The sequence below is a fragment of the Williamsia sp. D3 genome, assembly GCF_000506245.1.
Classification (GTDB): Bacteria; Actinomycetota; Actinomycetes; order Mycobacteriales; family Mycobacteriaceae; genus Williamsia; species Williamsia muralis.
The window spans coordinates 66,748-90,954 of record NZ_AYTE01000006.1 but is presented as its reverse complement, the minus strand read 5'-3'; the positions used below and the strand labels follow the sequence as shown (position 1 = coordinate 90,954).

Below are 24,207 nucleotides of genomic sequence, written 5' to 3'. Positions count from 1 at the left end.
GGGTGTGACCGTCTATCGACACACGCTTGCCGGCACCACCTACGCCTTCGACGGCTTGGTCGAGCTGCTGGCAAAGGCCACTCCACGCCGAAGTGGCGACGAGTTGGCCGGGTGTGCTGCCGAGTCGGACACCGAGCGGGCGGCGGCGCAGTGGGCACTGGCCGACGTTCCGCTGACCGTGTTCCTGTCCGAGGCGGTGGTGCCGTACGAATCCGACGAGGTCACCCGGCTGATCATGGATTCGCATGACAGCGAAGCCTTTTCGCCGGTGTCGTCGATGACCGTCGGTGGTCTTCGTGACTGGCTGCTCGAGGTTGCGGCCAGGCCCTCAGACGTCGCGGCGACGACATTCCGGAACGTCGCGCCGGGTCTGACGCCGGAAATGGTTGCGGCGGTGAGCAAATTGATGCGCAACCAGGACCTCATCGCGGTCGCCAAGGCGATTTCGGTGGTGACGGCGTTTCGCACCACGATCGGCCTCCCGGGCCGGCTGGCCACCCGGTTGCAGCCCAATCATCCGACCGACGATCCGACCGGGATCGCCGCGGCGACCCTGGATGGTCTGCTGCTCGGATGCGGCGACGCGGTGATCGGGATCAATCCGGCCACCGATTCTCCACACGCCACATCTGAACTGCTGTTATTGCTCGACGACATCCGTCAGCGGTTCGAGATCCCAGTGCAGTCGTGCGTGCTGTCGCACGTCACCACCACCATCGGTTTGGTGGAAGCCGGTGCGCCGGTGGATCTGGTGTTCCAGTCGATCGCGGGAACCGAGGGGGCGAACAAGGGGTTCGGCGTGGATCTGGCGCTGTTGCGCGAGGGCAACGAAGCGGGCAGGTCGTTGTCGCGCGGGACTGTCGGCGACAACGTGATGTACCTCGAAACCGGCCAGGGATCGGCCCTCTCGGCGGGAGCGCACCTCGGAACCGGTGGTAGGCCGGTGGATCAGCAGACCCTCGAGACGCGGGCGTACGCCGTTGCGCGAGAACTGGATCCGTTGCTGATCAACACGGTCGTCGGCTTCATCGGTCCCGAATACCTCTACGACGGCAAGCAGATCGTGCGGGCCGGACTCGAGGATCACTTCTGCGGCAAGTTGCTGGGGCTGCCGATGGGTGTGGACGTCTGCTACACCAATCACGCCGAGGCCGACCAGGACGACATGGACGATCTGCTCACCCTGCTGGGGGTTGCCGGCGTGCCGTTTGTCATCACCGTTCCCGGAGCCGACGACGTGATGCTCGGCTACCAGAGCCTGTCGTTCCACGACGCCCTGTACGCGCGGCGGACGCTCGGACTGAAGCCGGCTCCAGAGTTCGAGGCGTGGCTCGACAAGGTGGGAATGCTGGGAGCCGACGGTCGGGTGCTCGACCTGGCACCCGAGTCGTCGCCGCTGCGCAGTCTGACGGGGCCGGTGGCCTGATGAGCGATTTGTGGGACGGTCTGCGTTTACGGACCGCTGCTCGAATAGGGTTGGGGCGCACTGGTGATTCGCTGCCCACCAGCAGAGTGCTGGAGTTCGCCGCCGCGCATGCCGCCGCTCGCGACGCGGTGCACCAGCCACTGGATGTCGGGGGCCTCGCGGCCGCAGTGGCCGAAGTGGGTCTCGGCGAGCCCATCGTGGTCACCAGCAAGGCATCCGACCGCAGCGAATACCTGAGGCGTCCGGATCTGGGCCGCACACCGGACGACCTGACGGCAGTCTCGGACGTCGGCGCGGACATCGGCTTCGTCCTGGCGGACGGGCTGTCACCGATTGCCCTGTCCGAACATGGAGCCGGATTGCTCTCGGCACTCAAAGACGTTCTCGCACCGCGCTACTCGCTCGCTCCGCCGGTCATCGCGACCCAGGCGCGGGTGGCCCTCGGCGACCACATCGGCGCGGCTCAAAAGGTCGGGACACTGATCGTCATCATCGGCGAGCGGCCGGGGCTGTCGGTGGCCGACAGTGTGGGCATCTACCTCACCCACCTCCCGGAGCCCGGCAGGGCGGATTCGATGCGCAACTGCATATCGAACATCCATCCGCCCGGAGGTCTCGGGTACGCCGACGCCGCACGCGTCTGCGCGGCGCTGGTCGAAGGCGCCCGCAAGCTGGGGCGCAGCGGTGTGGACCTCAAGGACAACAGCCGGGCCCTCACCGAGTAACTCACCGAGCGGGCCAAACCCGCGTCGAGCGTGCCCTAGCTTCCGTCGAGCGTGCCCAAATTCGCGTCGAGCGTGCTCTTCTCACTGCTTACTCAGCACCTCTGTACGTCGGCTCCTCATACAAGGCACACTCGACGGGGATATCGGCACGGTCGGCGGCGGTTAGGGCACGGTCGACGGAGTTGTCGTCATTGAATTGGGTGGGTGGGTCAGAGCCCGGGGCCCTCGGCGCGCAGGTTGTCGACCTCGTCCATCGCCGTTCGGAGTTTGCCCAACCACTCGTCGGTATGCGCGCCGACCAGTTTGACCGACCACGCCAGCGCGTCGGCGCGGGAGCGGGCTACTCCGGCATCAACAAGAGTGTCGAGCACCTGACGTTCGGGCTGGCGGAGCCGGGTCATCACTGGAATAGCGATGTGGGTGAAGAGGATTCGCTTGTCACCGACCTTGACGCCCCATGACACCTTGCGCGCATAACGGGCCTGTGCCTCGTCGGCGATGGCCATCCGTTCACCGCGGGTGTCCTCTCGGAAACGTGAAGCCCGGCCCTCTGCTGCGGCAGCCGCGTTCCCCTCGTCGCCGGTGTCCGGCGGTGTGAGTGTGCCGATGACGGTGATCTCGTCTCGGTCGACGGTGACCTCGACAGGTCCTGAGAACCAGTTGTCGGGAAGTCGTCCGGCGAACCAGGCGGCAGCGTCGCCGGCGTCGGGTAGTTCGGCCTGTTGCCAGCCGCCGCGGCGTCCGGCTCCCGGACCGCGCGAGCCTCGGTGTTCGTTTTTCATGATGTCTCCTTGGTAGGTGATTACATGATTACACCGTTACAGACCGCCGTCGAGGTCGTTCGCTGTCGGCGGAGCGCTAGGCTCGCGGTATGCCCCTCACCTGGGAGAACTCTGAGTCAGGCCTCATGCGCCTGCCGTCGGGCCGAGTGATTCGCGGTCGCGGTCTGCGACACGACACAACCTCTGAAGCAGTCCCCGACTTCGGGCTGTACCTGCTGGGGGCCAGGCCTCCCGCAATGAACTGGGGGAGTCGATGGGTGCGGTGGCGTGACTTCTGGCTGCCGGCTGACCCGGTCGACTTCCGGTCGGCGTTGCACGAGGTGTGGGATCGCGCCATGTCGGAGCGGGTGGAGATCGCCTGCGGCGGCGGATACGGTCGCACGGGTACTGCGATGGCGTGCCTGGCGATCATCGATGGGGTGCCCGCAGCCGACGCGGTGGCGTACGTGCGGGCCACATACTCGCCGCGAGCGGTCGAGACCCCGTGGCAGCGCCGGTTTGTGGCGCGCTTCAAGTCCTGATCTCGCGGTCGACGGGAAAAGGACCCTCTCGGCGGGGGCGTCAGTAGTCGATGTACCCGTAACTGTGGTGCAGGCCAAAACCTAAGCGGCGGTACCACTCCCGAGCTGTCGTGTTCCCGCTTTCGACCTGCAGGTAGATCGACGTGGCGCCCTGCGCCTCACCCCACTGCTCCAGTGCGGTGAGGATCGACCGTCCGAGCCCGCGGCCCCGACACTCGGGTGCGGTCCACAGAGCCGAGAGGCCAAGCCACCGATCGTCACGTAGTCCGTCGGTCACTGCCCCTCGGCCGATCGCCACGAGTGCGCCGTCGGAGTCGTGGATGCCCGCGAACGCCAGGGTGCCGCCGTCGACCGCGGACACCACGGCAGCGGCCAGTGGGGCGTCGGAGTCACCGTGTGCGGCGCAGTATTTCGCAGCCCATCGTTCGGTGGGGCTGTCGGTGATGTCGACCGGATGGTCGGGGGACGATGCCAATACGCCGATCGGAGCGGTGAGTGTCTCGACCGTGATGACGTAGTCGTCGACCGACACATGCGAACCCGGGATCAGCCGTGTCACCACAGCCAGCTTCAGCGGCAGATCGCGCTCGGCATACCACTGCCGTAGAAGCTCGATCGTTTCGCCATCTACCTTTGCGCCCATCTCCAGCGGCACCGCCGAATTGGCACGCCGGCTGAACCCGCCGCCCGCCCGGGCGCGCCATCCGCTGATCATCTCCCACTCGAGGCCGGGCCAGCCTCGGGCCGCGGCCACCTCGAGCGAACGGATCTCGGAGTTCCGGACCGGTCTGATCGACAGGACCTTGACGGCCTGCACCAACGAGGCGGGTACCCGGACCGACTCGTCACCACGCCGGACCACCAGTACGGACGAATCGCTCGACTCCAGCACCCCGGTGACATCGCTCAAGGTGGCCGACTCGTCGGCGCGCCAGTCGGCCGGGGCGCCGGGGCCCTTGTGGAAGCGGACCACCACCCGATCCCCGGGTGACGGGGTGCTCACGTGCCGCGGCCGGTCACACGCCGACCCGACCGATGCGGTCAGTCCTCGTCATCATGTCCAAAGGGATCGGCGTCTTCGCCGGGTAGCCAGGAGAGCCCCGGCACCCCCCAGCCGTTGCGCTTGATGGTCTTCTTGGCCGCGCGGGCGTTGCGGCCCATCAACACGTCGGTGTACAGGAAACCGTCGACGTGCCCGGTCTCGTGTTGGAGCATCCGGGCGAAAAATCCTTTGCCCTCGATCTCCACAGGGTCGCCGTTGCGGTCCACCCCGGTGACCTTGGCCCAGTCGGCCCGGCCGGTCGGGAACTGTTCGCCCGGTACCGACAGGCACCCCTCGTCGTTGTCATCGGGGTCGGGCATCGTCTCGGGGATCTCCGACGTCTCTAGGACGGGATTGATCACCTCGCCGCGACGACGAGGACCCGTGCGGCCGTCGCCCTCGGGGCAGTCGTAGACGAACATGCGCTTGGCGACACCGACCTGATTGGCGGCGAGTCCGACACCGTTGGCGGCATCCATCGTCTCGTACATGTCGTCGAGCAGTGCGGCCACGTCGGCGGGGGCCTTGCCCTCGGCGTCCAATGCGACGATTTCAGTCGGGTTGTGCAGCACCGGATCACCGACGATGCAGATGGGAAGAATTGCCATGGGGGTCAGATTACTCGGCACGCCATCGCGCGAATTCCTTTGGCGGCGTGGTTAGATGTACTGCGAACCACACTGTTGTAATTCACACCGTTGATAGCGACGAACTCCGGTGTGGCGACGGGGTGGAGCAGGACCGATTCTCAAGGGAGCGAGATGGACGGCGCAACCGCGCGAGACCAGCAATCCGGGCAGGCGGACAACTCACACCAAGACCACGCAGAGCTCGGTCCGGGCGAGGTCGGGGCCGACGGATTGACTCGGCGTGAGCATGACATCTTGGCCTTCGAACGGCAGTGGTGGAAGTATGCCGGTGCCAAGGAAGAGGCCATCAAAGAACTATTCGGCCTGTCCGCGACCCGTTATTACCAGGTGCTCAACGCCTTGGTGGACCGGCCGGAGGCGCTGGCCGCAGATCCGATGCTCGTGAAGCGACTCCGTCGTCTCCGTGCAAGCCGGCAGAAGGCCCGGGCGGCTCGCCGGCTCGGGTTCGACGTCACCTGATGGGTGTGCCGACCCGCCACGCCCTCGGCGCCTTTGGCCCTGTCGGTCAGTCGGGCCGCAAATTTTCGTAAGGTTGGCAAGTTTCGTAAGGTTGGTCCAATGACCACGTCCGACCGTCCAGACCAGCCCGGGGAAGACCCGAGCGGGACCGGCACGAACAGTCCGGACTCGGGCACATCGGGCTCGCGTCGTGCGCGGCCCCCCGCGCCGGCCCGCTCCGAGGCGGCGCACCTGCCGTTACGTGCCGGGGCGATGCTGTTGCTGGCGATCGCAGTGGTGTTCATCGGACTCGGGTGGCACTCGGCAGCCACCGGTGACTCCGACCCCGAGGCGGGCCTCGAGGCAGCTCAGAGCCGCCAGCCCACATCGTCGTCACCAGCGACCACCACTTCAAGCGGCGCCGAGACGTCTGCGAGCAGCAGCACGTCCACATCGGTGGACCCCGACCGGCCGCGCGTGTGCATCTTCAACGCCGGCACAGTCGGCGGGCTCGGGCAGACGTATCGCAAGCTCGTCGACGATGCGGGCTGGACCACGGCGACGCCGTCCAATCTGCAGTCGGCCAGCATCACCGAGAACACCATCTTCTACACCGGGACGCAGCAGGAGTACGCCGAGCAGCTGGCTGAAGAACTCGGCGGCGACATCTCGGTGGATCCCCGTCCGGCCGCCTTCAGTCAATGTCAGGGTGGCCTCGTCCTGATCGTCGTGACGCGTTAGCCACTCAACCGGCAGCGAACCGTGTGCGGGGAACCGATATGATTTCGCTGACTACTACCAACGGTAGAACTGCACTCGACCGCCAACTGCAAGGGAGCTCAACCATGGCGCAGCGTTCGCTCAGGAACTTGACCGGCACCCGGCGAATCGCCGCGCTGGTGGCACCCGCCGCAGCCGTCGCGCTGCTCGTTGTGGGTTGCAGTCCGGACGAAGAGCCGACCGACGCCAAGGGAACCACCCCGAGTGTGCTCACCGGTAACCCGGCACCCGAGGATGTGGGCGCGATCGGTGCGCCCAGCGAAGGCGGCGAGGCCACTGCCGAACTCGAGACCCCCAGCGGCGAACCGGCAGGCAAGGCGACGTTCACCACCGCGGAGGGTTCGGTGATCGTGAGTGTGAAGGCCGAGAACCTCGCCCCGGGGTTCCACGGCATGCACCTGCACGCTGTCGGCAAGTGTGAAGCAAACTCGACGCCTCCCACCGGGGGCGCGGCCGGCGACTTCCTCTCCGCGGGCGGCCACCTGCAGGTCGAGGGCCACTCCGGGCATCCGGCCAGCGGCGACTTGGTCTCGATCTTCATCGACGAGGCCGGCAATGGCGAGACCACCACTGCCAGTGACGCTTTCAGCATCGAGGACATCATCGACACCTCGATCATGATCCACGAGAAGCCGGACAACTTCGGCAACATCCCCACCAAGTACGCTCCCGCCCCTGATGAGGAAACCCTCGCCACCGGAGACGCGGGCAAGCGGATCGCCTGCGGTGTCATCGAAAAGAGCTGAGAATAAACAACGTTCGCTCCATCGATTTCAACGCTTCCCCGCGGCCCACTCTGGGCGTGGAGTGGGAGTTCGCGCTTGTCGACAAGCAGACGCGAGATCTGTCGAACTCTGCGGCGCAGCTGTTCGAGCGTGTGAGCGAACTGGACAATCCCAGTTCCGGCGATCGGATCCACAAGGAACTGCTGCGCAACACCGTTGAACTGGTGACGGGTATCTGCCGCACCACGGGTGAGGCGATCGCAGACCTCGAAGAGTCGCTGTCGGTGGTTCGTTTGATCGCCGACGATCTCGGTGTGGATCTGTTCGGCGCAGGTACCCACCCGTTTGCACTGTGGTCCACCCAGCAGTTGACCCCGTCGCCGCGGTACGCCGAGCTGATCGAGCGGACCCAGTGGTGGGGCAGGCAGATGCTGATCTGGGGTGTGCACGTTCACGTCGGGATCAATCATCGCGACAAGGTCTTGCCCATCGTGTCGTCGCTGCTGAATCAGTATCCCCATCTGCTGGCGCTGTCGGCGTCATCTCCGATGTGGTCGGGGCAGGACACCGGGTACGCCAGCAACCGGGCGATGATGTTCCAGCAGTTGCCCACGGCCGGCCTGCCGTTCCAGTTCCAGCGGTGGAGCGAGTTCGAGAAGTTCGTCGGTGACCAGATGACCACCGGCATCATCGAGAACCTCAACGAGATCCGTTGGGACATCCGGCCTTCTCCGAACCTCGGTACCGTCGAGATCCGGGTGTGTGACGGCGTGTCGACCATCGCCGAATTGGCCGGGCTCGTGGCACTGATCCACTGCCTGGTGGTGGATCTCGATCGGCGCCTCGATGCCGGGGAGACATTGCCCGACATGGCGCCTTGGCTTGTGCAGGAAAACAAATGGCGCGCAGCCCGTTACGGACTCGACGCGATCATCATCACCGACTCGGACTGCAACGAGCGGTTGGTGACGGACGACCTCTACGACATGCTCGAACGCCTCACTCCCGTCGCCGTCGACCTCGGGTGCGCCGACGAGTTGGCGTCGGTTGCCGACATCCCCGGCCACGGGGGCTCGTACCAGCGGCAGCGGCGTACATTCGCCGACACGGGAGACATGGTGGCCGTGGTCGATCAGGTTGTCTCCGAACTCAATCGCTGAATGTCCGCCGTCGCCACCACAGATCGATCTGACCCAGTTCGGTTTCGGGTTCGGCCCCGGTCAGCCATTCGGCTTCGATCCGACACCAGTTCGCCGTTGCCCGGAGTTGCCCGAGCATCGCGCAGGTGTAGAACTCGACGCGGCGCGCGATCAAATTGTCTTCGGGGAAATGCTGTTCTCGCGCCGCGCTGCCGTACTCGGTGGCCGGGTGCACCGCGGAGATCATGACGCCGTTGGCGATGTCCGGGGTGATGGTCAGTTCGGCGTCGTCCATGTGCCACCAGGTGGCGTCTCGAACGTAGGACAGCACGTCGGCGTCATCGATGGCCTCCTCGCTGATCAGCACCTGTCCTTGGCGAAGGACTTGAGCCACTTCGGCAGCATCCCCGGCGCGAGCCGCGATGACCGCGCGGCGTTCCAGGTCCCGGGCGCGGCCGACATGGTCTTGCAGGATCCGAAGTCGAGGAACGCAACCCGGCCGTCGTCGGCGAGCATCACGTTTCCCGGGTGTGGATCGCCGCAGAAGGTGGCGTCGGTATGGATACTGCCGCAGTAGAAGCGATAGATCACCTCGCCGACCTGGTCTCGTGTGTCGGCGTCGAGGGTGGTGATCTCGTCGAACGGTATCCCGGTGATCAGCTCGGAGGTGAGGATCTTTGATGTGCACAGACTCTCGACGACATCGGGGATCTGGATGAACGGGTGCCCGGCGTAGCGGTCCGCGAGACGACGGTGATTGGCCGCCTCGGCCCGATAGTCCAGCTCCGACAACATGTCCCCGGAGATCTCCCGGACAAACGACTGGGGGTCCACTGTCGGCAGCAGGCCCTTGTAAAGCCGCAGGGCCATCGCGAGGTTCTTGAGGTCTGCCCGGACCACCCGGTCGATGCCCGGGTACTGCACCTTGATCGCCACGTCGCGCCCGTCGATCAATCTGGCCTGGTAGACCTGGCCGATGGAAGCAGCAGCAATAGGAGCCGGATCGATGGACTCGATGTGGGACATGTTCGAGCCGAGCTCTTTTCGGACAACCTCGAGCATCGTCTCCGAGGAGACCTGAGGGGCGTTGTCGCGCAGGATCGCGAGCTTGCGGTGGAAGCCGTCACGCGCGTGGGCCGGCACCATGCCCAGGTCCATCATCGACAGGAACTGGCCGACCTTCATCGCAGCGCCCTTCATCGACCCGAGCACGGTGATGAGTTCGTCTGCGGCAGCGAGGGCATCCAGTTCGGCGCGCGAGCGCCGTTCATCGGGTGTGGCACCGACCCCGGCGGCCCGCGAGCGGACGCGCCTGGCAACCGAATGGGCGGCCACCTTTCCCAGTTCACTCCCGCGGCGCACACGAGAGGTCGGGGGAAGCTGATCGTCGCCAGTCATCAGTCGCTGCGGGGGGATTCGAGCTCGCTGCTGTCGATCAGGTCGTCTCGCACCCGTTGCTCCTGATAAGCCAGTTTGCCGACGCGGTGTGCGATCACCGGTGCGGTGATCAGCGCGAATATCCCGGTCAACACCAGCATTCCGAAATCAACGGTGTCCCAGAGACGGATCATCGCCGCGATCAGGACCAGCAGCAAACCGAGGGTTTGCGGTTTGGTGGCGGCGTGCATGCGGGTGAGCGTGTCGGGGAATCGCAAGATGCCCACCGATGCCGTGAACGCCAGACCTGAACCGGACAGCACCAGCACGGCGACGAAGATGTCGGAGACCATCGTTAAACCTCGTTGTCTCGGACGCGGAATCGGGCGACTGCAACCGTGCCCACAAAACTCAGCAGCGACAGGGCGACGAGGCCGGACACCACTGTCGAATCCATCGAATATGCGGCCCAGACGGCCAGCGAGCACATCGCCATCGCGACACCGGTGTCCAGGGCGACCAGGCGGTCGAGCGTGTTCGGGCCGATGAGAATCCGGGCGGTGGTGAGTACCGATGCTGCCAACAGCAGACCGGCGGCGATCATCCAGACCACGTTCATGACTTCGCTCCGCTCCGAAGGTCCTGGCTGTCTTGGCCACCGACTTCATCGTCGATCCCATGGTAGGGACTGGCGTGCCATTCGCTCTCACGCTCGAAGGCTTTGATGAACAGCCTCTCGATGGTGGCGACCTGCCCATAGAACGCCTTCACCTTCTCCGGTGAGCTCGCGTCGATGAGGTGCACGTACAGCAGACGGCGACTGTGGTCGATCTCCACGACCATGGTGCCGGGCACAAGATTGAGATAGTCGACCGCAAGGGTCAGCACCATGTCGGATTTGATGGCCAGGCGTGCCCGGACGACCGCGCTCAAGGGTGGTTTGCCGGGGCGCACCGACAGCCACGCCACCTGCAGGCTCGACCGGAACAGGTCGAACACCAGCCTGATCACCAGTTCGAGGATCGTCAGCGGATGGATCCGGCCCTCGACCGGTACGCGCGGCAATGGCAACGCGATCAGCACGAGGAGTGCGATACCGAGACCACTGACCACCGTCGCGATGTCGTAGGTACCCCACAGCAGCACCCACACGAACGTCAACCACGCCATCGTCCACAGCCGTACGGCCACTTCGCGCGCATTTCCGCCGAACCAGCGCTTGATGTGGATATGGGACTTGAGGAAGAGGAAGGTCTTCACCGAGTACCACGCCAGGAAGATCACCGAGTAACGCCAGGCGTTCACCATGTGCGCCCGGATGGGGCCTCGGGGAGCCGGCGGTTGTGGCCGCTGTCCGGGGTCGGGTTTGTCGGTCATCGGGGACCTCCTGCGCCCAGGACGGCGTCGAGGTAGATGCTGGAGTCGATCAGGTCGGCAGCGGCCGATTCGGTGAACTCGAAGAACGGCCCGGCCCACAACGTCAACACGAGTCCGGCAGCCACCATTGCGATGGTGGGTACCACCATGCCGATCGGCATCCGGCCCACGTCGGCGCGGTCGTCGAAGGACACGTCGGCCGAGCCCTCGAGAAGAGCTGCCGGCCCCGCATCGGCCATCTCGCCGTCGGGGGCATCGGCGCGCGGCCGCCAGAACGCCTTGGTCCAGACGCGGGCGACGACGTAGAGGGTCAGCAGGCTGGTCACCACCGAGCCGGCCACCAGGATCCAGGCCAGCACGCTGCCCTCTTGTACACCCGCCTCGATCAATGCCACCTTGCCGATGAAACCCGAGAAGGGCGGGATGCCGCCAAGATTCAGAGCTGGGATCAGGAACAAGGCAGCGAGCAGAGGACTGGCCGCCAGACCGCCGAGACGTCGTAGTGACGCCGAGCCTGCCTGCCGCTCGATCAACCCCACCACGAGGAACAGAGTCGTCTGGACCAAAATGTGGTGCGCCACATAGTAGATCGCGCCCGACAAACCGAACTCGGTGGACAGAGCGATGCCGAAGATCATGTACCCGATGTGGCTGACCAGCGTGAACGACAACAGACGTTTGATGTCGGACTGCGCGATGGCGCCGAAGATGCCCACCAACATCGTGAGAAGTCCGGCCACCAACAGCACCCGGTCCATTGCGCCGCCGGGGAACAGCAGGGTGTGCGCGCGGATGATCGCGTACACACCGACTTTGGTGAGCAGGCCGGCAAACACCGCGGTGACCGGGGCGGGAGCTGTGGGGTAGGAGTCGGGCAGCCACGTCGACAGCGGGAAGACCGCGGCCTTGATGCCGAACGCCACCAGCAGCACTGCGTAGAGCGCACCTTTGGTCCCGTCGGGAACATCTTCGAGCCGGACCGCCATCTCCGCGAGATTCAGTGTGCCGGTGGCTGCGTACGCAAACGCGATGCCCGCCAAGAAGATCAGTGACGACACCATCGAGACCATCACGTACGAGACGCCGGCGCGCACCCGGTCCGCGCTGGCACCGAGGGTGAGCAACACAAAGCTCGCGGCGAGCAGCACCTCGAACGAGACGTACAGGTTGAACAGGTCGCCGGCGAGGAAGGCGTTGCAGACGCCGGTGCACAGCAGCAGATAGGTCGGCAAGAAGATCGACACCGGCTGTTCGGTGGTGCCGTCGCGGATACCCTGGCCGACGGCGTAGAGCATGACGCAGAGCAGCACCGCGGTGGACACCACGAGCATCAGCGCCGAGAGCTGGTCAGCCACAAGCGTGATGCCCAGAGGGCCGAGGTCACCGCCCTTGGAATCCCAACCGCCGACGTGCAACGCATACGTACCGTCGCGGTTCGTCAGATAGAGCAAAAGGCATGAGGCGACAAACGCGACCGTGATCGCGGCGACCGTGACCACACGCTGGAATCGGGGATACCGCCCCATGATCAGGGTCAGCACCGCGCCCATCATCGGGGCGAGGACGGGCGCGACGATGAGCGTCGAGAACCACTCGTGCGACAAGGTCATCGGCCATCACCGTCACGGTCGGTCGGCTCGAAGTCATCACTGTCGTCGGCGCTGGGCAGCAGGTCGGTCTGATGCAACTCGGCGCGGGCGCGCAGTTGCTCGTCGGTGAGCGGGTTGCCGTCGTCGTCGAACAGGTCACCCCGGAACGTGTCGAGCCCGGTGATCGGGTCGTCGCTGCGATCGCGGTCGGGTGCGGTGGCGCTCGACTGTGACTTCACCTTGAGGTCTTCGGGATCGTCGTCCACCTCGTCATCGGTGTTGATCATGAAGGAGCGGTAGGCCAACGACAGGACGAAGGCAGCGATGCCCATCGTGATGACGATGGCCGTGAGCACCATGCCCTGCGCCAGCGGATCGGCGTCTCCGGTGCGGCCCTCTGACGTGCGGCCGATGATCGGCGGATTGCCCATGGCTCCCGAGACGGTGACGATCATCAGGTTGATCGCGTTGCCCACCAGCAGCAGTCCGAGCAGCATGCGGATGAGACTGCGTTCGAGCAACAGGTAGACACCGCAGGCGGCCATCAGGGCGACCACGATCATCAGGCCGAGGTTGATGGTCATCGTGCCGCCACCTCCTCGGGCTCGGACTGGTCGGCGTCGCGACGCACCCGTGGGTTGTCTTCGTCGAGCCGGGCGCCGAGACTGCGCAGTACGTCGAGCACCAGGCCCACCACGATGAGGTAGACACCCAGGTCGAAGAACAGGGCCGTGACCAGCTTGACGTCGCCGAAGATCGGCAGCGTGAACTCGAACGTCGCCGACGACAGTGCGGGCGCGCCGAGCAGAACCGACGCGGCAGCGGTACCGGCGGACAGGCCGAGGCCGACCCCGAGAATGCGCCCCGCGTCGATGGGCAGCGCTTCGCCGAGCTCGTACCGGCCGCCGGCCAGGTAACGCAGGACCAGGGCCAGACCCATCGTCAATCCACCTGCGAACCCGCCGCCCGGCGCGTTGTGACCTGCGTAGAAGAAGTAGAGCGACAACACGATCATCGTCGGGAACAGCAACCGTGTGGTGGCCTCGAGCACCATCGACCGGTGGCGCGGGTCGCGGAAGTTGCTGCCGCGCAACCACGTGGTGCGTTCCCCGAACAGCTGCGCGCCCTCGGTTTCGGGGCGGGGCCTACCCGCTCTGGTCGCATCGGCCACACGCGGTGCAGCACCGAACCGGCGGTGGCGGAACACCATCGACGCGACACCGGTTGCGGCAACCATCAGGACCGACACCTCACCGAGGGTGTCCCATGCGCGGATGTCCACGAGCAGCACGTTGACCGCGTTGGAGCCGTTGCCGTATTTGTATGCGGCGTAGGGGATCTCGGTGGACATCGGAATTGTGTTGCGGGCGGCGGCCGCGAACAGACCGACCACCACGAGCAGTGCGCCAAACGCCAGGCCGAGCAAGGCCCGCAACGGCTTGAACCCGGTGGCATGGCGGTTCTCCGCCTCGGCGGGGAGTTTTCGCAGGACCAATACGAAGATGACCAGTGTCAGTGTCTCCACCAGGAACTGGGTGAGCGCGAGATCGGGTGCGCCGTGCAAGGCGAACAGCACGCCGCAGCTGTAGCCGGTGACCCCGACGACGAGGACGGCGGCGAGCCGGTTGCGCAGGACAGTGGCGGCTACCGCCGCGGCCACCATGATCCCGCCGATCACGAACTGCACGGGAGACTCGAAGCCGTTGATCTCCAGCCTGTTCCGCTGCCCGAGAAACAGGACGATCGTGGGTAGGAGCACCAGCGTGATCACGATGACACCCTGGGTGAGTGGCAACGACCCCCGCTGGGTGTTGCGGGTCAGGTTGATCGAGATGGTGTCCGCGCCGCGCAGCACCGCGTCATAGATCCTGTCGGCGTTACCGAGTGCGGGACGCACAAACCCCAGCCGGCCGAGTTCGCGCACCAGGAGGAACAGCGCGGTACCCGCGACCACTGCGATGGCCGTGAAACCGAGGGCGAGATTGAAGCCATGCCACAGCGAGAGGTGGGCTATGCCTTCGTCGTAGCTGGGCACCGTTTCGGCGTAGGGCTCCACGCGCTTGCCGATGAGTCCGGCGAGTGGACCGGAGACCACCCCGGCGAGCGCGAGTATCGCCGCCGGCGCCTGGAACGCGGCGCTCGGACGGTGCATGCGCGCCACCGCTGGGCTGGGTTCGGCCTTGCGTTTGCGACCGAAGGCGCCCCACAGGAATCGCAGCGAATAGGCGACGGTGAGAGTGGATCCGAGTACCAGCACCAGGACCACCACCGGCCCCTGCCACTCGTTCAGGGCGCCCGTGTCCCAGATCTCGGCGAAGGCGGTCTCCTTGCCGACAAATCCCAGGGTGAGGGGGAGGCCCGCCATGCTGGCGGCCGCGAGTGCTGCGATGCCCGCCAACACAGGGGTGCTGTGACCGAGTCGGGCGAGTTTGCGCAGGTCGCGGGTACCGGTGGAGTGATCGATGATGCCGACCACCATGAACAGCGACGCTTTGAACAGCGCATGGGCCACCAACATCGCCATCGCCGCCATCGCGACATCCTCGTCGCCGATGCCGACCAGCACCATCAGGAACCCCAGCTGCGAGACCGTTCCGAAGGCGAGCACCAACTTGAGGTCGTATTCGCGCAGCGACCGGAATCCGCCGAGGACCATGGTGGCGCAGCCGAGCCCGACCACCAAGACGTCCCAGGACACAAGGTCGGAGAAGCCCGGGGCGAGCCTGGCCACCAAGAAGATTCCGGCCTTGACCATGGCTGCGGCATGCAGATAGGCGCTGACCGGGGTGGGGGCCGCCATGGCACCGGGAAGCCAGAAGTGGAACGGGAAGATCGCCGACTTGCTGAGCGCACCGATCAGGATCAGGACGATGGCCACGGTGACCGTCCACCCGACCGGGGGGTCGGCCACGATGTCCGACAACAGGTAGGAGCCGGCTTTTTCGCCCAGCATCACGATGCCGACCAGCATCGCCAGTCCACCGGCCGTGGTCACGAGCAGGGCCTGGGTGGCGGCGCGGCGGCTCGTCGCGCGGACGGCGTAGAAACCGACCAGCAGGAACGACAGCACCGTGGTCAGTTCCCAGAAGATGTAGAGCACGAGCATGTTGTCGCTGATGACCAGCCCGAACATCGCGCCCGCGAACGCCACCATCTCGGCCGCGAAGCCGGCGACCCGACGTCGCACCTCACTGAAGTACTCGGCGCAGTAACAGAGCACCAGGGCTCCGACCCCGAGCACCAGAACAGACATGACGGCCGCGAGGGTGTCGAAGCGGAAGTCGATGTTCATCTGCAGGGCAGGGACCCAGCTGAAGGATTCCGTCCGGACGCCGTGTTCGTCGTCGGGCCAATTGAGCACCACCCACACCAGGCCGCCCAGCGGGGCGAGCGCGAGGAGGTAGAAGCCGCGCCTGCCCAGGGCGGTGATGATCGCAGGGGCCAGCACAGCCGTGATGGCCAAGGCGGCCAAGACTGCGATCAAGAGGCACTCCGTCGATCGAATGGGCGGGGTGTCGGGTGGGTCGTGACAACGGCGACAGGCACACCGAACAATGCCTGCGACCGTTCACCGAAGACGGATTAGCTCCGGTTTGTTGTCACCCAGTCTACCGTTGCTGCTGCTAGGTGCCGTATTCGGGGATGAGGCGGCCACCGAGATGGCCTCTCGCCGCTGGTCACCGCAAAACGGACAAGTTGGTGTTCCCGACAAGATCGCAGCCGATCGGGCGCAACCGGACCCCACCCCCTACTCTGTTCGCATGAGTCGGGTGCGAGTGGTTTTGGTGCTGATGATCACGGGTCTTGCGCTGGTGTTGGGAGCGTGTGGCGGAGACAGCGAGGAGGCTGAATCCACGACGGTCGGGTCAGTGAATTTGCCGCAAGATTTCCCGGATCAGGTACCGCTGATCGAGGGTTCGATACTCGCCGCGGGCGGGACCGCGCAGGAGGGCTGGAACCTCACCGTCGCCGGTAAGCCCGACGCAGGGAATCCCTTCGACAACGCAGGCAAGGTCCTCACCGACGCGGGGTTCACCGAGGAGTTCCGTCGGCAAGAAGGTGGCCAGACCGTCGCCGGGTATGGAGCCGACAAAGACGGCAAGCGCTACACGGTGGTGATCGGGACCACGGCCGGCTCACCGAGCGGCCCGACGTCGATCACTTATCTCGTCTCGCAACGCTGACACTGCTCATCGGTCGTCGCGCCCCGGCGCCCGCCGAGCGCAGTAAATGGGCCGAAGGCTGAAGGATCGGCGTGCGGCAATTCGCAACGCTGGGCTCGGTCTCGGCGAGTACGGTCGCATGGAATGGGGCTGGACGGGTCGGGAGGAAGAATGCGGGCGGTACAAATTGTTGCGTCGTTCCTGGTGATGTCGCTGGCCGCAGTCGGTGCGGTGTTGGCGGGCCCAACAGCCCATGCGACGCCGGTAGGCCATGATCCAGTCGTCCAGCTGGTCAACACTATTGGTGACCGTTTGATCGTGGCCCATGAGGTCGCCCAGTCGAAGTGGCACTCCGGCAGCCCGATCAACGACCCTGTTCGCGCGGCCGCGGTCATCCAGGCCGCGTCGGACTCAGCGTCCGCTCACGGGCTGGATCGAGCGCGGGTGGCTGCGTTCTTCACCGATCAGGTACAGGCGGCGACCGGTGTTCAATACGCGTATTTCTCCACATGGACGCTATCGGACCAAGCGCAGTTGTCCATCCCGAACCCGCCATTGTCGGATCTACGGGCCAAGCTCGACAGCATCTCATCACGCCTTCTGACCGACCTTGCCGGGGTGAGATCGGCGAACACATCACCGCAGCTCTGCCAACTGTCGGTAGTCGCGGCAAGCGGTCCGACCGCTGCACGGGTCATCGCCGATGCCGGCGATCCCGCAATGATTCCGAGCATCGTGACGGCGATGCGGGTTGCAGTGCAACATATTTGCTGAGATGGGTGTGCGGCCGGATCGCTCTCGTCGAGGTTCTTATTCGAGATGCGTTGCATCGTCGTCTGATTCGGAACCCACAATCGGTGGAGCACTTCGCTGTTGCAGCTGCATGCGTTGTTCGCGTTCGTCGAGTGCTTGTTGTCGTTCGGCGATGATGTTCTGCCATACCGCTTCAATGGTGTGGTCGGTGTGGTGGGCCCGGTTGATGCGTGGTTGTTGGTCGGGGTCGATGTATGTGGGTGGGATCCAGGCGACTCGGCCGGCGTCGGGGCCGTCGGTGAGCATGATGGTTTGCCATTGATCCTCGCCGGGTCCGATCATCTTGTGGTGAGGCGGACACGCAGGCGCGAGTTCGTCGATGTCGGTGTGTCCGCCGTCGGCCCAGGCGGTGGTGTGATGGATTTCGGTCCAGGAGATCGGGTTACGGCAGCCGGGGCTGGTGCAGCCTCGGTCTTTGGCGAACAAGGCCATCCGTTGGCCTTGCTGGGCGGTGCGTTTGGCGCGGGCGAAGTAGAGGACGTCGGCGGAGTGGTTGGCGAACACTGCCAGCGACCAATCCACCCGGGCGGCGAGTTCGACAGCGTCCTTGACCGGCATATCAACGCCGGAGGCGGTGCGGGCGATGCCTGCGGCCTCATCAAGCTGCTGTTTGGTCATGGTGATGATGACCTGCACTGGTAGGCCACGGTGGGAGGTACCGAGCAGTTTGTACTCGAGGATGGTCTTCAGGATCGCTTTGAATGCATCGTGCTGACGTTGGGCTCTACTCCGGGAATCGCGCCCCGCGGCAGCCTCGATGATCGCCGGATCCATGGTCGGATCGTCAGCAGCGCCGGTCGGTGAGTTCGGATCATCAGGATTGTTCATACCCGGTGCTGCCCATACATCCATCACCGTCCGAAACAACGCCAACGTCGCCGGGTCGAGATTGCCACTGATTTTGGCCATCATGTCCAACCCTTGAGGACCATCAGATAGGCCCCGGTTGCGTTTGCGGTCGGCGTCGTCGGTGAGTGATCCGTCCGGATCAACTCGCGCCAACACTTCCCGTCCACACACTTCAAGTTCGTTGGGGCCCAGGGTGCGGGCGTTGTCGGTCATCCACGCATCGACCACGTCATACACTTCCGGTGCAGATTTGTGCGGGATTTTGTCGCGGACTTTGAGCAACACATCCATGTGCGCCAAACCAATCGCACCCTCGGCCAACGCTTCCGCGGCGGCCGGGCATTTCGGGGGCAGCGGCTCGCCCTGCATCGACAACAACACACCGGCAGCATCGAGTGCTTTCAACCGCGACGAGGCATCACCACGAGACACCCGCAACTCACTCATCACAAACCGGTGCAACGTCGAATGACCAGCCTTGCGAAACAAGCCTCGATCATTCACCTCCTGCAACCGCTTGAGGCCCTGAAAGGTCAGTGTCCGGACAACTCTCTCGTTCACCCGCACCAACTCCGCAACCTGCACATCATCAACATCAGCTGCTGACGCACCAGCAATCCGCTGCAACACCGCATCAAGATCGCGATACAACCCCACCAACACCGGCATCGGCGGTGGATCCACCGTCACCGAATCACTCATCGACAAGCCCCCCAGCCCTCGAACCCGATACCTCAGTCTAGCAATAGAATCCGAAGTTGTCGAATGTATGTTCGAACTCGATGGTGCTCGATGGTGACTGTGAGACCACTGCACGCTGCCCCTGAAACTGCGCTAGCCCGCCCTTCTAGTGCTCGAGAATTACTGCGCTACAACAGAAGCTGCGTTCATCATTTGAACGCAGAATGGTACCGGCTGAGAGCAAACTCGGCGAGTGGGCTACTGCGGGTGGTCTAGAAAAGCCCTTGTCTGCGTTGAGTGTCCGTATGCCCGCGACCCGGTCGGGCCCTCGCCCTACCAGTCTGCGATCACGGGAATGACGCGGTCGCCGAGGATCTCCAGTGGGGTGATCTCGGCAACCCCCGGAACCCAGCCGTGAACGTGGGTGACACCCAGATCTGCCAGTGGTTTGAGTTGCCCGAGCAGCTCGTCGACGTTCGCGCCATCTGACCCCGGGTCGAGAGGGAACATGACGGTTTTCTCGATCGCGTCATAGTTGGTGCCGAGTGACTCACAGTGCGAGCGAAGCACATTGAGCTTGTGTTCCACATCGGGTCCGCCGAACAGGTTGCACGCCTGCGCATACTGAGCGACCATCCTTAACGTCTTCTTTTCGCCACTGCCGCCGATCAAGATGGGCGGATGAGGACGGCGTAACGCTTGTGGCACATTGAGTGTGCTTCCGAGACGGTAGTGCTTGCCGTCGTAGGCGCCGTTGTCGTCGCTCCACATCTGAAGGCAGATCTGCAAGGTCTCTTCGAGGCGCTCGAACCGCTCGGCCGTGCTCGGGAACGGCAGGCCCAGGCCCACGCATTCTTCCTCGTTCCAGGCCGCGCCGATGCCCAGATAGGCCCGACCTTTGGACAGCACATCAAGAGTCGTGACCGCTTTTGCGAGCAGTCCGGGCTCGCGATAGACGGTGGCCGTCACCCAGGCGAGGAGGTCGACCTTCTCGGTCACCGCGGCCAGGTAGCCGAGCGCCGTGTAGGCCTCGAGCATGTCGGTGTCGACAGGGCCGACGGGGCCGATCTGCCAGAGATGGTCCATCACGCTGAGCTTGGCGAATCCCTGCGCCTCAGCTGTTTGCGCGATGGTGACCAGATCGTCCGCCAGTCCGGACGGTCCGGCAGGGTAGGTGAAGTCCGCGATGTGCAATCCGAGTTCCATGGTCGCCACGGTATCCGCGATCGTGGGACCTAGTCAGGGACTGACAGTCCTACCCTGAGCCGTTGCTGCCACCGGGGCGCTCGAACCGGCACGGGAAGCCCCGCCCGGATGATAGAACCTGAAGATATGACTGAAGTGACTCAGGGTATGAGCCGCAACCTATTTGACGTCGCAGGCAAGACTGCGCTGGTCACCGGCGGTACCAGCGGTATAGGGGCGATGATCGCCCACGGACTGCATCAACACGGCGCACGCGTTGTCATCGCAGGACGAAAGCAGCCGGCTCTCGAAGCGGCCGAGGCCGGCGGCTTGATGGCGATCCAGGCCGATCTCTCGACGACAGAAGGCTGTCGTGAACTGGCCGAGAAAGTTGCCGACCGGGTGGACGGTCTGGACATCCTGGTTAACAACGCCGGCGCCACGTGGGGTGCCCCGCTGGACGAGTTCCCCGACTCGGCATGGTCCCGCGTCCTGGATCTGAATGTTCGGGCACCGTTTGTCCTGACGCAAGCCCTGCTTCCGATGCTGGAGCGAACGGCCACCGCAGACGATCCTTCGCGTGTCGTCATGATCGGCAGCATCGACGGAATTCGCGTGCCGCGCACAGCTTCCTACTCCTATTCGGCGAGCAAGGCCGCCGTACATCAGCTCACGCGCCACCTGGCCCGCGATCTCAGCGAGCGTCACGTGACCGTCAACGCCATAGCGCCCGGACCATTCGAGTCGCGGATGATGGCGCCCATCCTCAAAGACCTCCGAGCCGAGATCGAGGCCGCGTCGCCATTGGGGCGGATCGGCCGTCCGGACGATATGGTCGGCGCCGTCGTCTACCTGACGAGCCGGGCGGGCTCCTATCTCACCGGCACAGTGATACCGGTGGACGGCGGAATCGCGACAACGCTGTAGCGCCTGTGCGGGGCCGGATCCTCAATTCGCGCGAGCCGCACCGGTGGTGCCGATGATGGTGTCGGCCACCAGAGCCGGGTCATCGATCATTGGAACGTGACCGACGCCGGTGAGCACCGTGAACGTGGCCTGCGGAAGGCGATTCCGCGCGATAACGCCGTTGACGTCGACAGGAAAGATCCGGTCGTGCTGCCCCCATGCGACAGTGATCGGGCACGGCACGGGGTCGAGCGGTTCGAGGTGCTCGCGGGTACCGAGGAGATCGACGGTCACCGCGCAGCCCAGAAGGTCATCTGCCGCGGTGAGAGCCGCGGCAGGTGTGAGTCGATCCGCACGCCAGGCGATGTCGCGCATGGCAATTCGCCGCACGGCTGCGAGTTTCAGTGCCAGTGGGGCGATGGGCCTGCTGACCCTTGTCAGAGCTACCTCGCGACGTAGCCGCGCAACCGCGTGATCCTGGCTTGCGCTCCCGATCGACCACATTCCTGCCGGAGACAGCGCACAAACGCTTGCAGCGCGACCGCGGCGTGCCAATTCGATGGACATCCAGCCGCCCATCGAGTTGCCTGCCAGATGCGGTCGGTCGAGTCCGAGATCATCGAGGATGCGCTCGGCATCGTCGACCATGTCGCCGAGGGTGACCGGTCGTCGGTCCGGTGCCGGCGCGCCGCCGCGATGACCGAGTGCGGTGGGCGCATGTACCCGGTGAGCCTGCGACAACAGTGGGATCACGTCGGACCACGCCGATCCGGACATCGTCACGCCGTGGAGTAGGACCAGGTCGGGTTTGCTCTCGGTCATGCGCGAAGTCTGGCACGTCTCCGGTGGTGTTCGGAACGGCACCGTCCGAATGGCAGCGCACTCAGGTCGGTTGCGCCCGGCGCACCTGATCGGCGGCCCGGGAAGGATCCAGTTCCGTGTTGCATCGGATGATCGCGGGGCCCGCGGTGAGGATCCCGGAGGTCAGTGGCTGCGCACGCAACCCACCCCGGCCGATGAGCGCCTTTCTGGTGCCGTCGCCGGCCATGGAATCCATCCAGCTGCAGGGATGTGCGGGCCGGCCGCCACGGAACCGAACCGGGCCGTCACCGGAGTCGATCTCGAACTCCTCAGCGCGCAGGGGATCGAGTTCGAGTCCGCGCACCATCACGTTGCGCCGGGCCACAGCAGAGTCGACACCACCAGCCGCGGCCTCGCACGCCTCGAGAGCCAGAAAGGTCACCGCTGCTTCGGTATGGGCACGGACGCCGAAGAAGCGGTCACCGCGAATTCCCTTGTCTGCCACGATCTCGATGGAATCGGGTGTCTGGGTGGCAACGTGCGCCGCAGGTCCGTCTTTCGCTCGACCGAAGTACGCGTGGGCGGGCGAGACGAGAAACGACACCACATCGAAGCGGTATTCGTAGAGCATGTGACCAACGGTGGCATATGCGGCGCCCCGTCGTTCGAGGGGCGCCGCATCAGCCTGCACTCGTCAGCTCAGCACAAGAGCTGTGAAGACTCCGAGACCCATCAGGGCAGCACCGGCCAGACTCTGGATCCGGCGATCGACCACACACATGATCGAGAGGAATCCGGGCATCGAGCCGCCGCGGCGAGTGTGGACGATGGCCAGCGCGCTCGGCATGCATCGGCCGAGAGAGACCAGGACGAACAAGGCGGCACCGAGCGCCGGGGAGCCGAGGGCGGCCACGCCGAGCGCAAGCAGATAGTAGGCGCTCGAGCGGATGTAGATGAGGAATCCCGGACCGATGATCGCGCCGAAGATCAATGACACCTTCCACGGGGCGGTGGTGCGTCGTAGGTGTCTGGGTAGTTGCTGCCGTCGCATCGGAGTGGGCATCGAAATGAGCCCGAGTTCGTGGAGGCCATACGCCATCGCCAACGCGGCCCAGATCGCCAAGGTCACGGTCATCGGCACCGCGCCGAGTACCAAGCCGCCGATCCCACCCAGCGCAGCGCCTGTCACCGCACCGGTCGAGACGGAACCGAGGGCATGCCACGCGAGCCGGCGCACCGGCGTCGAAGAACCTCGTCGCTCGGTGTGCTTGGGCGCCACCACAACGCCGGCCACTGACATCCCGCACGTGGACCAGTTGGCGGCGAGGGCGGTGACTGCACCGACTGCGATGACTGCCCCCGTCAGACCGGAGGTGGGGGACGGCGAAAGCGTTAGTGCCGCAACCACACCGGCGCCGACCAGCCCCCCGGTGAGTACTGTCCGTGACATCCGGTCCACTGAGTCCTGCAAGGGCGGACGGATGTCGGGAATGTCCTGTTGAAGTGGTGAGTGATCGATCACCGTGGTCATCTGTGTGCCTTTCGGTCGTGGGCGTCCACGTCAGCCGACGTGAACTGTTCCGAGCATGTAGCGATGGATTGAGCAGGTGTACTGCACGATTCCGGCCTTCTCGAAGGTGAAGCGGAACGTGCTGTCACCGGTTGGACCGCTGTCGAAGACGCCGTCGGAGCGCACGTCGTGGAGCAGGCCGCCGTCGTCGAACCTCCATTCCACGACGCCCCCGACGGGGATGTGCACCTCCTGAGGATTGAACCGGATGTTGCTGATGGTCACCACGGCATCGGCGGGCCGATCATCGCCGGCCGGGTAAGCAGTCTGCTGGCTGCAACCGGCAGTCAGCGGGAGCAGGATCGCTGCCAGGGCAGCACGTCTCACTACTGAACCACCACGGTTCCGACCATCATCGGATGCGGGGTGCAGTGATAGTCGAACGTGCCGGCGTCGTCGAAGGTGTGCCGAAAGGTCCCCGACGTGAGCAGGTCACTCTTGAAGGCCTCGTCGGAGTCCTCGACCACGTCGTGGGGCAGGCCGGAGTCGTCGAACACCCACTCCACCGTCTGGCCCTTCTTGATGGTCACCGACGCCGGGCTGTAGCTCATGTTCTTCACCGTCACCGTGGCTGCTGCTCCCGACTCGGATCCGGTGTCGCCGCCACCGCAGGCGACAGTGCTCACCACGGCACACAGGGCAATCAGCAGGACAACGAGCTTCTTCAT

General features: G+C 65.0%; 28 protein-coding genes. 10 read left to right on the top strand and 18 right to left on the bottom strand.

Translation table 11 applies throughout. The features are described 5' to 3' along the window. Positions 1–4: 4 nt before the first annotated feature. Both W823_RS35920 and eutC read left to right on the top strand, forming a co-directional pair. Positions 5–1,426 carry an ethanolamine ammonia-lyase subunit EutB gene (locus tag W823_RS35920; protein WP_023955488.1) on the top strand — a complete coding sequence of 474 codons (1,422 nt, stop codon included), beginning with the start codon at positions 5–7 and terminating at the stop codon, positions 1,424–1,426. Next, positions 1,426–2,151, top strand: a complete 726-nt coding sequence (gene eutC / locus W823_RS35915) for an ethanolamine ammonia-lyase subunit EutC (protein ID WP_023955486.1) — start codon at positions 1,426–1,428, stop codon at positions 2,149–2,151. The genes W823_RS35920 and eutC overlap by 1 nt, the downstream gene beginning before the upstream one ends. Positions 2,152–2,360: 209 nt before the next feature. On the opposite strand, the gene W823_RS35910 is transcribed toward eutC, so the two are convergent. After that, complete coding sequence (locus W823_RS35910) at positions 2,361–2,933, bottom strand: hypothetical protein (RefSeq protein ID WP_023955484.1); 573 nt, start codon at positions 2,931–2,933, stop codon at positions 2,361–2,363. 89 nt (positions 2,934–3,022) lie between these two features. Here W823_RS35910 and W823_RS35905 point away from each other — a divergent pair, with 89 nt between their 5' ends. Next, positions 3,023–3,454, top strand: coding sequence for a hypothetical protein (locus W823_RS35905; RefSeq protein WP_023955482.1), 432 nt, complete (start codon positions 3,023–3,025; stop codon positions 3,452–3,454). A 40-nt stretch (positions 3,455–3,494) separates the two neighbouring features. On the opposite strand, the gene W823_RS35900 is transcribed toward W823_RS35905, so the two are convergent. Beyond that, the gene (locus W823_RS35900) at positions 3,495–4,457 is read right to left on the bottom strand and encodes an N-acetyltransferase (protein WP_023955480.1); all 963 of its coding nucleotides are present in this window, start codon (positions 4,455–4,457) and stop codon (positions 3,495–3,497) included. 38 nt (positions 4,458–4,495) lie between these two features. Continuing rightward, a complete protein-coding gene (locus W823_RS35895; RefSeq protein WP_023955478.1) occupies positions 4,496–5,104 on the bottom strand; it encodes a peptide deformylase in 609 nt (202 codons plus the stop codon). Positions 5,105–5,257: 153 nt separating this feature from the next. Here W823_RS35895 and W823_RS35890 point away from each other — a divergent pair, with 153 nt between their 5' ends. The 4 genes from W823_RS35890 to W823_RS35880 all read left to right on the top strand — a co-directional run bounded on the left by W823_RS35890 (position 5,258) and on the right by W823_RS35880 (position 8,249). After that, positions 5,258–5,605 (top strand): DUF3263 domain-containing protein, encoded by a 348-nt coding sequence (locus W823_RS35890; RefSeq protein WP_023955476.1) that lies wholly within the window; start codon positions 5,258–5,260, stop codon positions 5,603–5,605. Positions 5,606–5,704: 99 nt separating this feature from the next. Next, complete coding sequence (locus W823_RS0128070) at positions 5,705–6,325, top strand: LytR C-terminal domain-containing protein (protein ID WP_023955474.1); 621 nt, start codon at positions 5,705–5,707, stop codon at positions 6,323–6,325. A gap of 104 nt (positions 6,326–6,429) precedes the next feature. Further along, positions 6,430–7,110, top strand: a complete 681-nt coding sequence (locus W823_RS35885; protein ID WP_031331500.1) for a superoxide dismutase family protein — start codon at positions 6,430–6,432, stop codon at positions 7,108–7,110. A 56-nt stretch (positions 7,111–7,166) separates the two neighbouring features. Beyond that, positions 7,167–8,249 carry a glutamate--cysteine ligase gene (locus W823_RS35880; protein WP_023955470.1) on the top strand — a complete coding sequence of 361 codons (1,083 nt, stop codon included), beginning with the start codon at positions 7,167–7,169 and terminating at the stop codon, positions 8,247–8,249. On the opposite strand, the gene W823_RS56340 is transcribed toward W823_RS35880, so the two are convergent. Genes W823_RS56340 through W823_RS35845 form a run of 8 tightly spaced genes read right to left on the bottom strand, consistent with a single transcriptional unit; the run spans position 8,239 to position 16,055 of the window. Continuing rightward, entirely contained in the window at positions 8,239–8,595 is a 357-nt protein-coding gene (locus tag W823_RS56340; RefSeq protein WP_051406371.1) for a hypothetical protein, read from the bottom strand. The two genes, W823_RS35880 and W823_RS56340, sit on opposite strands and share 11 nt — an antisense overlap. Beyond that, positions 8,589–9,626, bottom strand: coding sequence for an AarF/ABC1/UbiB kinase family protein (locus W823_RS35875; protein ID WP_051406370.1), 1,038 nt, complete (start codon positions 9,624–9,626; stop codon positions 8,589–8,591). The genes W823_RS56340 and W823_RS35875 overlap by 7 nt, the downstream gene beginning before the upstream one ends. Next, positions 9,626–9,958, bottom strand: a complete 333-nt coding sequence (gene mnhG, locus W823_RS35870; RefSeq protein ID WP_023955468.1) for a monovalent cation/H(+) antiporter subunit G — start codon at positions 9,956–9,958, stop codon at positions 9,626–9,628. The genes W823_RS35875 and mnhG overlap by 1 nt, the downstream gene beginning before the upstream one ends. Positions 9,959–9,960: 2 nt before the next feature. Then, complete coding sequence (locus tag W823_RS35865; RefSeq protein ID WP_023955466.1) at positions 9,961–10,224, bottom strand: monovalent cation/H+ antiporter complex subunit F; 264 nt, start codon at positions 10,222–10,224, stop codon at positions 9,961–9,963. Next, positions 10,221–10,982, bottom strand: coding sequence for a Na+/H+ antiporter subunit E (locus tag W823_RS35860; protein WP_023955464.1), 762 nt, complete (start codon positions 10,980–10,982; stop codon positions 10,221–10,223). Before W823_RS35860 ends, W823_RS35865 begins: the two co-directional genes overlap by 4 nt. Beyond that, the gene (locus W823_RS35855; RefSeq protein WP_023955462.1) at positions 10,979–12,592 is read right to left on the bottom strand and encodes a Na+/H+ antiporter subunit D; all 1,614 of its coding nucleotides are present in this window, start codon (positions 12,590–12,592) and stop codon (positions 10,979–10,981) included. The genes W823_RS35860 and W823_RS35855 overlap by 4 nt, the downstream gene beginning before the upstream one ends. Next, on the bottom strand, positions 12,589–13,155 hold the full coding sequence (locus W823_RS35850) for a Na(+)/H(+) antiporter subunit C (RefSeq protein WP_023955459.1): 567 nt from the start codon (positions 13,153–13,155) through the stop codon (positions 12,589–12,591). The genes W823_RS35855 and W823_RS35850 overlap by 4 nt, the downstream gene beginning before the upstream one ends. After that, positions 13,152–16,055, bottom strand: coding sequence for a Na+/H+ antiporter subunit A (locus W823_RS35845; protein WP_023955457.1), 2,904 nt, complete (start codon positions 16,053–16,055; stop codon positions 13,152–13,154). The genes W823_RS35850 and W823_RS35845 overlap by 4 nt, the downstream gene beginning before the upstream one ends. A 277-nt stretch (positions 16,056–16,332) precedes the next feature. Between W823_RS35845 and W823_RS0128060 the strand changes: the two genes are divergently transcribed. Together W823_RS0128060 and aroQ are read left to right on the top strand one after the other, a co-directional pair. Then, entirely contained in the window at positions 16,333–16,755 is a 423-nt protein-coding gene (locus W823_RS0128060; RefSeq protein ID WP_031331497.1) for a hypothetical protein, read from the top strand. 150 nt (positions 16,756–16,905) lie between these two features. Then, positions 16,906–17,508 (top strand): gamma subclass chorismate mutase AroQ, encoded by a 603-nt coding sequence (gene aroQ, locus W823_RS56335; RefSeq protein ID WP_023955453.1) that lies wholly within the window; start codon positions 16,906–16,908, stop codon positions 17,506–17,508. 36 nt (positions 17,509–17,544) lie between these two features. On the opposite strand, the gene W823_RS35840 is transcribed toward aroQ, so the two are convergent. Both W823_RS35840 and W823_RS35835 read right to left on the bottom strand, forming a co-directional pair. After that, positions 17,545–19,098 (bottom strand): HNH endonuclease signature motif containing protein, encoded by a 1,554-nt coding sequence (locus W823_RS35840; RefSeq protein WP_081729642.1) that lies wholly within the window; start codon positions 19,096–19,098, stop codon positions 17,545–17,547. Between the two features lie 312 nt (positions 19,099–19,410). Then, positions 19,411–20,283 carry an LLM class F420-dependent oxidoreductase gene (locus W823_RS35835; RefSeq protein ID WP_023955449.1) on the bottom strand — a complete coding sequence of 291 codons (873 nt, stop codon included), beginning with the start codon at positions 20,281–20,283 and terminating at the stop codon, positions 19,411–19,413. Positions 20,284–20,409: 126 nt separating this feature from the next. Between W823_RS35835 and W823_RS35830 the strand changes: the two genes are divergently transcribed. After that, positions 20,410–21,189, top strand: a complete 780-nt coding sequence (locus W823_RS35830; RefSeq protein WP_031331492.1) for an SDR family oxidoreductase — start codon at positions 20,410–20,412, stop codon at positions 21,187–21,189. 21 nt (positions 21,190–21,210) lie between these two features. Here W823_RS35830 and W823_RS35825 read toward each other — a convergent pair whose 3' ends face one another. The 5 genes from W823_RS35825 to W823_RS35805 all read right to left on the bottom strand — a co-directional run bounded on the left by W823_RS35825 (position 21,211) and on the right by W823_RS35805 (position 24,207). After that, positions 21,211–21,990 carry an alpha/beta fold hydrolase gene (locus tag W823_RS35825; protein ID WP_023955445.1) on the bottom strand — a complete coding sequence of 260 codons (780 nt, stop codon included), beginning with the start codon at positions 21,988–21,990 and terminating at the stop codon, positions 21,211–21,213. A gap of 61 nt (positions 21,991–22,051) precedes the next feature. Next, on the bottom strand, positions 22,052–22,600 hold the full coding sequence (locus tag W823_RS35820; RefSeq protein ID WP_023955443.1) for a hypothetical protein: 549 nt from the start codon (positions 22,598–22,600) through the stop codon (positions 22,052–22,054). A gap of 63 nt (positions 22,601–22,663) precedes the next feature. Beyond that, complete coding sequence (locus W823_RS35815) at positions 22,664–23,500, bottom strand: hypothetical protein (RefSeq protein ID WP_023955441.1); 837 nt, start codon at positions 23,498–23,500, stop codon at positions 22,664–22,666. Positions 23,501–23,530: 30 nt separating this feature from the next. After that, complete coding sequence (locus W823_RS35810) at positions 23,531–23,866, bottom strand: biphenyl 2,3-dioxygenase (protein WP_023955439.1); 336 nt, start codon at positions 23,864–23,866, stop codon at positions 23,531–23,533. Continuing rightward, positions 23,866–24,207, bottom strand: a complete 342-nt coding sequence (locus W823_RS35805) for a plastocyanin/azurin family copper-binding protein (RefSeq protein WP_023955438.1) — start codon at positions 24,205–24,207, stop codon at positions 23,866–23,868. The genes W823_RS35810 and W823_RS35805 overlap by 1 nt, the downstream gene beginning before the upstream one ends.

Coding starts and splice junctions, on each gene's coding strand:
- W823_RS35905 (WP_023955482.1), top strand. CDS start 3,023: ATGCCCCTCACCTGGGAGAACTCTGAGTCAGGCCTCATGCGCCTGCCG.
- W823_RS35850 (WP_023955459.1), bottom strand. CDS start 13,155: ATGACCATCAACCTCGGCCTGATGATCGTGGTCGCCCTGATGGCCGCC.
- W823_RS0128070 (WP_023955474.1), top strand. CDS start 5,705: ATGACCACGTCCGACCGTCCAGACCAGCCCGGGGAAGACCCGAGCGGG.
- W823_RS35875 (WP_051406370.1), bottom strand. CDS start 9,626: ATGACTGGCGACGATCAGCTTCCCCCGACCTCTCGTGTGCGCCGCGGG.
- W823_RS35835 (WP_023955449.1), bottom strand. CDS start 20,283: ATGGAACTCGGATTGCACATCGCGGACTTCACCTACCCTGCCGGACCG.
- W823_RS0128060 (WP_031331497.1), top strand. CDS start 16,333: ATGAGTCGGGTGCGAGTGGTTTTGGTGCTGATGATCACGGGTCTTGCG.
- W823_RS35830 (WP_031331492.1), top strand. CDS start 20,410: ATGACTGAAGTGACTCAGGGTATGAGCCGCAACCTATTTGACGTCGCA.
- W823_RS35860 (WP_023955464.1), bottom strand. CDS start 10,982: ATGACCGACAAACCCGACCCCGGACAGCGGCCACAACCGCCGGCTCCC.
- W823_RS35865 (WP_023955466.1), bottom strand. CDS start 10,224: ATGAACGTGGTCTGGATGATCGCCGCCGGTCTGCTGTTGGCAGCATCG.
- W823_RS35820 (WP_023955443.1), bottom strand. CDS start 22,600: ATGCTCTACGAATACCGCTTCGATGTGGTGTCGTTTCTCGTCTCGCCC.
- W823_RS35910 (WP_023955484.1), bottom strand. CDS start 2,933: ATGAAAAACGAACACCGAGGCTCGCGCGGTCCGGGAGCCGGACGCCGC.
- eutC (WP_023955486.1), top strand. CDS start 1,426: ATGAGCGATTTGTGGGACGGTCTGCGTTTACGGACCGCTGCTCGAATA.
- W823_RS35825 (WP_023955445.1), bottom strand. CDS start 21,990: ATGACCGAGAGCAAACCCGACCTGGTCCTACTCCACGGCGTGACGATG.
- W823_RS35890 (WP_023955476.1), top strand. CDS start 5,258: ATGGACGGCGCAACCGCGCGAGACCAGCAATCCGGGCAGGCGGACAAC.
- mnhG (WP_023955468.1), bottom strand. CDS start 9,958: ATGGTCTCCGACATCTTCGTCGCCGTGCTGGTGCTGTCCGGTTCAGGT.
- W823_RS35815 (WP_023955441.1), bottom strand. CDS start 23,500: ATGACCACGGTGATCGATCACTCACCACTTCAACAGGACATTCCCGAC.
- W823_RS35805 (WP_023955438.1), bottom strand. CDS start 24,207: ATGAAGAAGCTCGTTGTCCTGCTGATTGCCCTGTGTGCCGTGGTGAGC.
- W823_RS35895 (WP_023955478.1), bottom strand. CDS start 5,104: ATGGCAATTCTTCCCATCTGCATCGTCGGTGATCCGGTGCTGCACAAC.
- W823_RS35855 (WP_023955462.1), bottom strand. CDS start 12,592: ATGACCTTGTCGCACGAGTGGTTCTCGACGCTCATCGTCGCGCCCGTC.
- W823_RS35885 (WP_031331500.1), top strand. CDS start 6,430: ATGGCGCAGCGTTCGCTCAGGAACTTGACCGGCACCCGGCGAATCGCC.
- aroQ (WP_023955453.1), top strand. CDS start 16,906: ATGCGGGCGGTACAAATTGTTGCGTCGTTCCTGGTGATGTCGCTGGCC.
- W823_RS35840 (WP_081729642.1), bottom strand. CDS start 19,098: ATGAGTGATTCGGTGACGGTGGATCCACCGCCGATGCCGGTGTTGGTG.